The sequence below is a fragment of the Vitiosangium sp. GDMCC 1.1324 genome, from assembly GCF_003044305.1.
Taxonomy (GTDB): Bacteria; Myxococcota; Myxococcia; order Myxococcales; family Myxococcaceae; genus Archangium.
In genome coordinates this window covers 21120-27888 of record NZ_PZOX01000045.1, presented here as the reverse complement: position 1 = coordinate 27888, position 6769 = coordinate 21120, and the positions used below count along the sequence as shown (strand labels likewise).

9 protein-coding genes are annotated in these 6769 nt (G+C 65.5%); 3 read left to right on the top strand and 6 right to left on the bottom strand.

Annotated elements, in window-relative coordinates:
- Positions 1-33: 33 nt before the first annotated feature.
- A complete protein-coding gene (locus DAT35_RS56710) occupies positions 34-195 on the bottom strand; it encodes an ATP-dependent helicase HrpA (protein WP_108077819.1) in 162 nt (53 codons plus the stop codon).
- A gap of 251 nt (positions 196-446) precedes the next feature.
- On the opposite strand from DAT35_RS56710, the gene DAT35_RS59715 reads away from it, so the two are divergent.
- Positions 447-620, top strand: a complete 174-nt coding sequence (locus tag DAT35_RS59715) for a hypothetical protein (protein WP_158502438.1) — start codon at positions 447-449, stop codon at positions 618-620.
- Between the two features lie 35 nt (positions 621-655).
- Here the strand turns inward: DAT35_RS59715 and DAT35_RS56700 are convergent, their stop codons facing one another.
- The 4 genes from DAT35_RS56700 to DAT35_RS56685 form a co-directional block, all read right to left on the bottom strand.
- A complete protein-coding gene (locus tag DAT35_RS56700) occupies positions 656-1081 on the bottom strand; it encodes a pYEATS domain-containing protein (protein ID WP_108077817.1) in 426 nt (141 codons plus the stop codon).
- On the bottom strand, positions 1078-1755 hold the full coding sequence (locus DAT35_RS56695; RefSeq protein ID WP_108077816.1) for a hypothetical protein: 678 nt from the start codon (positions 1753-1755) through the stop codon (positions 1078-1080). Before DAT35_RS56695 ends, DAT35_RS56700 begins: the two co-directional genes overlap by 4 nt.
- Positions 1756-1891: 136 nt before the next feature.
- Positions 1892-2566, bottom strand: a complete 675-nt coding sequence (locus DAT35_RS56690; protein WP_108077815.1) for a hypothetical protein — start codon at positions 2564-2566, stop codon at positions 1892-1894.
- A 366-nt stretch (positions 2567-2932) separates the two neighbouring features.
- Entirely contained in the window at positions 2933-3844 is a 912-nt protein-coding gene (locus DAT35_RS56685) for an endonuclease/exonuclease/phosphatase family protein (RefSeq protein ID WP_108077814.1), read from the bottom strand.
- Between the two features lie 393 nt (positions 3845-4237).
- Between DAT35_RS56685 and DAT35_RS56675 the strand changes: the two genes are divergently transcribed.
- Complete coding sequence (locus DAT35_RS56675) at positions 4238-5593, top strand: PQQ-dependent sugar dehydrogenase (protein WP_108077812.1); 1356 nt, start codon at positions 4238-4240, stop codon at positions 5591-5593.
- Positions 5594-5920: 327 nt separating this feature from the next.
- Here DAT35_RS56675 and DAT35_RS56670 read toward each other — a convergent pair whose 3' ends face one another.
- On the bottom strand, positions 5921-6145 hold the full coding sequence (locus DAT35_RS56670) for a hypothetical protein (RefSeq protein ID WP_158502436.1): 225 nt from the start codon (positions 6143-6145) through the stop codon (positions 5921-5923).
- A 67-nt stretch (positions 6146-6212) separates the two neighbouring features.
- On the opposite strand from DAT35_RS56670, the gene DAT35_RS56665 reads away from it, so the two are divergent.
- Positions 6213-6581 carry a DUF2381 family protein gene (locus tag DAT35_RS56665; RefSeq protein ID WP_146210325.1) on the top strand — a complete coding sequence of 123 codons (369 nt, stop codon included), beginning with the start codon at positions 6213-6215 and terminating at the stop codon, positions 6579-6581.
- Positions 6582-6769 lie beyond the last annotated feature (188 nt).

The window sequence follows — 6769 nt, the reverse complement described above, 5'->3', positions numbered from 1 at the left end:
GCTGCTCAAATAAGTGTGGAGGAAGGTGGGGCATTATGAGGAGGCCATCAGGTACGCCAACACCCGGCGCCTGCCTCCACACCTGGCACAGGTGAAGACATCCAACGCGAACGTCCTGCGCAGCAGCTTCGCCCAGTCCACTCGAGGCATCCGCTCCTTCATCGGCTCCTTGCTGGCCGCTGCTTCAAGCGCCACGCTCGCCCCCTCCTCACCTGCTTGGGGGAGCGGAGGGCCGGGCAATGACTCGCGAGGCCAGACTTGGAGCGCGGCCGACGGTGGCTGGCGGGCAGGCTGCGCGGTTCCCGCTTGGGAGCATTGACGGACGGGAGGAGAGCGCCGCGTTCCTGTTCGGCGTCCTTTTCAATCAGGGGCAGCGCGCGAATCAGGCGTGGCTCGCGCCAGGGCACCTGCGGGAGAGGCTCGGGACGCTAGAGCCGGCGGAACTCGTGCGGATTCCCCATGAGGTCCTCGAGGACGCCCTCCGGCGGCCGAAAGCCCTGCACCGCTTCCCGGGGATGATGGCGCGCTACCTGCGCGCGGCCTGTGAGTTGCTCATGCGGCAGTACGAGGGGGATGCCCGGAGGCTCTGGTCGCCTCCGGCTCCGGCCAGCAGAGTCTGACACCCCGCCCTGGGTCCCTCCGCCACGGGGGGCGCTCAGAATGTCAGCTCGTGCTCCAGCTCCTGGACTCTACCATCCAGGAAGCGCACGCGGATGCGCACGGTGGAGGGCCCCCATGCCGTTACCTTGAGCGGGAAGGCCTGTGCCCCCGTTCCCCGATCGCAGACCTCACGAATAGGGTCTGGAAACGTGCGGTCGAGCACGTACTCCACGCACTTGACTCGCTGAAGGACGTCTTTGGGCGCCTGGATATAGACGGTCCAGCGCCAGAGCTTCTGCTTGAGATGTGTGGACACGTGGCCCGCCCGGAGCTCTTCATCCTGCTGCAGAAGGACGAAGGAGAGCCGAGGGATGGGCGCCCTCGCTGTCCCGCCCTGGGATCGCGCATTGAATGTCGGGGGGGCGCCCGGGGTGAGGGGTCCGAGCAGCAGCAACCCGAGTGCGGCAAGAGGAAGGATCATGGACGGCCTCCCGCGTGTTCTTCCGCCTCGCTCTTGTACATCTGGACCGGGACGGAGGGGACCTCGAGGGAGTCGCTCGTCCAGGTCTGCTTCCCGTCCTTGGCCTGAAGAATGACATTGTCACCGACATGCAGATCCTTCACGATGGCGCGGATTGAAGCCTTTTCGGGCTGTGCAATCACCTCCACCGGCTGCGGCTCCGGCCTCGTCGTGGAATAGACCTTCGCGGACACCTTGACGTCCGCGAGGTCCCCTGGGCTTGCCGCCTCCTCCTCGGAAAAATCGAGAAGGTACAACATGCTCACGGACTCCTGTTGCTTCCGCCGCTCACGCTCCTGTATCACCTGGTCGTGGAGATCTCGCTGCTTCGTCTGCGCCGCGTCGAGTTCCCCACGGTAATTCTTGAAGCGCGGGAACAGCGCGGCACCCACGAGCAACACGCCGACGAGGGCAAAGAGCCCGACGGCGTTCGTCTTGAACGTGAAGAGTTCCTTGATGGAGAGGCGATGGATCGTTCCGTCATCCTGGAGCCGGCCCTGTGCCCTGATGGTCCGGAAGATGAGGATCAGGCCGGCTGACAGGAGGATGGCGTACACCAGGGCCTCGACGACCCAGTCCCGGTCCAGCCCCGTGGCCGGCCTGGACTGCGCAAACAACCGAGCAACCGCGAGCATGGTCGACTACCTCCTCCCAGGAACATCAGTGGGCGCTTGGCGGCAGGACCCACCCTCGCCCTACTATTGAGACCCACTCGTGAGAGTGCATGAGCGGGCGGCCAGGCCTCCAAGCCGAAGGGCGTCACCTCGAAGGTCATGGAAGGTGTCCCGTGTGTTGTTCCGCCTCGCGCTTGTGCATCGGGACCGGGACGGAGGGAACCACGGAGTAGTCGCTCTTCCAGCTCTGCTCCCCGTCCGTGGCGTGAAGGCTGACACTGTCACCGGCATTCAGCTCCTCCACGGTGGCGCGGATCGCACCCGTTTCGGGCTTTTCAAGCACATCTACCCTCTGCGGCTCCGACTTCTCCGAGGAATAGACCATTGCATACACCTTGACGTCCGCGAGGTCCCCCGGCCTCGCCCCCTCCTCGGGAAACTCGAGAAGGTACTCCAGGCGCACGGACTGCTGTTCCTCTCGCAGCGCACGCTCCACCTTCAATTCGCTCTCGAGCTCTCCCTGGGTCGTCTCCACCGCGTTGATTTGCCTGCGGTAGTCCTTGGTGCGCAGGAACAGCGTGGCACCAATGAGCAACACGCCGATGAGGGCAAAGAGCCCGACGGTGTTCGTCTTGAACGTGAAGAGGTCCTTGAAAGTGATGAGCTGGCTCGCTCCGCCACGCTGGAGCCGGCCCTGCACCTTGATGGTCAGGAAGATGAGGCCCAGGCCGGCAAACAGGAGGAGGACGTACCCCGAGATCTCGACGACCCACTCCCAGTCCAGCCCCGTGGCCGGCCTGGACTGCGCGAACAACCGAGCAACCGCGAGCATGGTCGACTACCTCCTCCCAGGAACGTCGGCGGGTGCTCGGCGGCAGGACCCCCCGCTGCTCTCCAACAAGTATTGAGACTCGCTCGTGGGAGTGCATGAGAGCGCGGGTGTAGCCCCTGGGCTCGTAGAAATGGCGCGCCGTCTCGTGGTCGGTCCGGCCGCTCGTCTTGAGCACGAGCGTGCGCCCCCCGGCCTGCCGCACCGCCTCCTCGATGGTCTCCTCTCGGATGACCAGGAAAATCGTCTGACACCTTCCCTGAGACGGAGCGCTGAGCGGCACACCGTGGGACTCGCGCTCAACCCTCACCCCGGCCCTCTCCTGCGCACTCAGGTGCGCAGGCTCGGCTGGCCCGTGCTCGTTAGGCCTCACTCGAAGCGCGCGCCCCCGCGGTGTCCCGGGGGAGCGTCCTGGAGAGTGACTTCTCCATAGAGCATCTTGTGGTCGGAGCAGTCCTTGCCTCCGTTGCTCGAGCACTTGCCACCGTCGAGCACCCGGGCCGTCATTCGCCGGTCGAAGAAGCCACTGTTAGCGAAGATGTAGTCGAGCTTGCCCTCGGCATGGGTGGGCTCGCCCCGAGGTGGCTGCCCTCGGTCCATGTCGACCTCGAAAAACACCCCCTGGCCCCCCACCTCGGGCGCATACAGGCGCTGGAGGTAGTGCTCGGGCGTGGCGTTGAAGTCCCCGAGGAGGAGGGTGGGCCAGTCTTCAAGGGTCTTGTGGAACTTGTCCACGATGGCGCTCGCCTGGGCCACGGGGGTGGCCTCTGTTGCCCCGCCGGGGTCGAGGTGAATCGCACAGACCCGCACGGGGTGGGTAAAGTCCGCCGTCAGGCAGGTGAAGCCGCGGGTCTCCGTCGAGCGTTCCTCGACGATGTTCGTCCCGCTGAACCAGTAGTCCTTCTCCTCGCGGATGGGCGCGGTGGTGAAGACGGCGTTGCCCGCCCATGCGTCCGCGCCGAAGAGCCCGTTGCACTGATTGAGAAAGTTCTTCGACGCCCGCCCGAAATGCCAGTTCATGGCGATGCCGCTCTTGGCGAGCGAGTCATGCAGGAAGGTCGCCTGGCTGTGGCACACCTCGTTGATGGAGACGATGTCCGGCCGCAGCTCCTTGATTTTCTCCACCAGCCGGTCGACGGGCGGGCCGTCCCCTCCGTTGCGAGCGGCGCCGGCCATGTTCCATTGCAGGATTTTGAGGGGCTGGGACGCCTCGGCCCTCGCGCGCGGCACCAAGATGGCGGCGAGCACGAGCACGGCGCCGAGGACTTGCTTCGGACGCATGGTTGTTCGCTCCTTCTGGACTCAGGCCTTCCGTGACATGGGTAGGGCCAGATGGAGCGATTTGCAACGGGCGGTAGGCTCGCGGACGTCCTCGCCCTGGGAGCATAACCGACAAGGGCATGTGCTGGACGGTGTCGGCCGCGGGCATTGACGAGGCAGTCGCCCGACTCTTTCTGGAGACAGTCCAGCCTCCGGAGATTGAGCTGGGCCTGGCCATCACCGTCTCCCTCCGGAGGCGCTCGTCCGCGGGGGCCGAGACCGCGTTGGGGCGCTTCTTGAAGTCGGCCCGCACGCGCCTGAGCTCCTTCCCATGAGGTCTCAACGCGTCCTTCCCGGCCAACTCGAAAAACCTGATATTCAAGCCTGCCCCCTTTCCCCCAAGGAGTGAGTCGCATGCGCCTACTGTCAATGCCCCTCATCGTCGCCACCCTCCTGGTCGGTTGCCGAGAGGATCCAGACCCCACGCCACCGGACTCGGGCGTCACGCAGCAGCAGGACTCTGGCGTCCCTGGTGACGACGCGGGCGTCCCTGGAGATGACGCGGGCGTCCCTGGTGACGACGCGGGAGTCCCTGGTGACGACGCGGGCATTCCGGAGGATCCGCTTCCCAGCGGTCCCCCGGTTCCGCAGGGCCCGCCCAACGTGCCCGAGTTCAAGCCGGCCTTCCCCGGGCAGACGCGCGTCCCCGCCATCAAGACGCAGACGCCCATCAAGGTCACGGAGATTGCCTCGGGCTTCAGGAACCCCTGGGCCATCGCCTTCCTGCCGGACCAGCGCATGCTGGTGACGGAGAAGGCCACCGGCTCGCTCTACATCGTCACGCAGCAGGGCGCGAAGTCCCCCGCCGTCAAAGGCCTGCCCGCCGTGGACGCACGCGGTCAGGGCGGCTTGCTCGACGTGGAGGTGGGCCCGGACTACGCGCAGAGCGGGCTCATCTACTGGACCTATTCCGAGCCCCGGACGGGCGGCAACGGGCTGGCGGTGGCGCGCGCGCGGCTCGTGGACGGAGCGCCGCCTCGCGTGGAGAACGTCCAGGTCATCTTCCAGATGATGCCCACGCTCGAGTCGACGCTGCACTCCGGGGGACGGATGGTGTTCACCCCGGACGGCAAGCTGTTCGTCACGCTCGGGGAGCGCTCCATCCTCGAGGGCCGCGTCCAGGCCCAGGACGTGAGGAGCCACTTCGGCAAGATCGTCCGCATCAATCCCGACGGCACCGTGCCCCAGGACAACCCGTACCTGAACAACCCGGAGGCGAAGCCGGAGATCTGGTCGGTGGGTCACCGCAACGTCCTGTCCGCGGCGCTCGACAGCCAGAACCGGCTGTGGACGGTGGAGATGGGTCCGCAGGGCGGTGACGAATTGAACCGCCCCGAGGCAGGCAAGGACTACGGCTGGCCCACCATCGGGTATGGCGAGGAGTACTCCGGCGCGCCCATCCACGAGACCACCCAGGCTCCGGGCATGGAGCAACCCGTGTACTACTGGGATCCGGTGATTGCCCCCTCGGGGATGACCATCTACTCCGGGACCCTGTTCCCCGAGTGGCGGAACAACATGTTCATCGGCGGCCTGGCCTCCCAGGCGCTGGTGCGGCTCATGGTGCGCAATGACCGCGTGGTGGGCGAGGAGCACCTCCTCAAGGACCTGAACTCGCGCATCCGCGAGGTGGTGCAGGGCCCCGAGGGCGCCCTCTACCTGCTCACAGACGCCACCAACGGCAAGGTGCTCAAGGTCACGCCGCAGTGAAGCATCCGTAGGTCACGGCGCGCTCCGCTCCCCGAGAGAATCAAACCTCGGGGAGCGGGGGCCAACCGCAACCACTTCAGTCAGGTCGCATCCGGTCGATGAACAGGATTTCATCCACGGGCTTGCGCGGCTTCTTCGTCCAGTTGCCCTCGCCTTCGTGGCCGACACAGATGATGAGCGAAACGAGATAGCGGCTCGGGATGCCAAAGGCCTTGCATATACCGTCGGCATCGAAACCTCCGACAGGGCCGGAGACGTAGCCCAGCTGAGCTATCCCCTCATATTGGACCGAAAACTTCCCGGAAAACGGGTTGTTCGGACAGTAATTCAGCGAATCGAACCATCAGGGGCAGAAGTCTGTCTTCCGGCATCATGGGAATGGCCTGGTAGTATTCGCAGCCTTGCCTGAAGAGGGAAGATGACGCCCAGCACCGCATAGGACAAGGAGAGGATGCGCTTGGCGTGCAGGTCCTCCTCGAAGAGCGACTCCAGGAATGCATGGACCTGCTGGTCATTGAGGCGTGGCTTGCGCATGACCGCAGAAGTAATCACGCCCTTCCTACTTCTCGCACCAGTCTGCCTACACGCCGCTCCCTTGCTCCCCTGCTAAAATGAGGGGATGGCTCAGCACAGCTACAGCTACAGCTACAGCTACAGCTACACCCGCATGGGTGAGGCCCAACCGGCAAGCGTGGCTGTGCGGCTGCGTCTCAAGAACCCCGGCGCTGAGCCCTGGACGCTGGCGGGGGCGGCGCTGGTGGACTCGACGGGGGAAGAGGTGGAGCTTGCCGCGTGGCAGGAGGCTTCCATCCCCCCGAATGGTGCCGGTGCCGTCGTGGTGGGCATCGAGGGTGAGCGCGCGCAGCTCGCCTGCCCCTGCACCCTCAAACTGTGGGAAGCGCAGGGGCCGCGCACCGTCACCCTTGGGAACGTCACATTCCCGGCCGTCGATAAGGCTCGGCGCGACGATGGTGCCGCCACCCCATGAAGTACTCGGGCATTGCATGGCCGTCAGGCGTTCGCGACAGGCAACGTTGCGCTACGGGATGCGCACCAACAGCAAGAGGTCCGTGCGCACCAACCCCCGCAGCGAGTGCCTTACCCGCTGTCAGGCGACAGGAATTTTTGACCCCCTTACGTCACTAAAACTGACCCCCTCCCCAGGGCCCGTTGTCC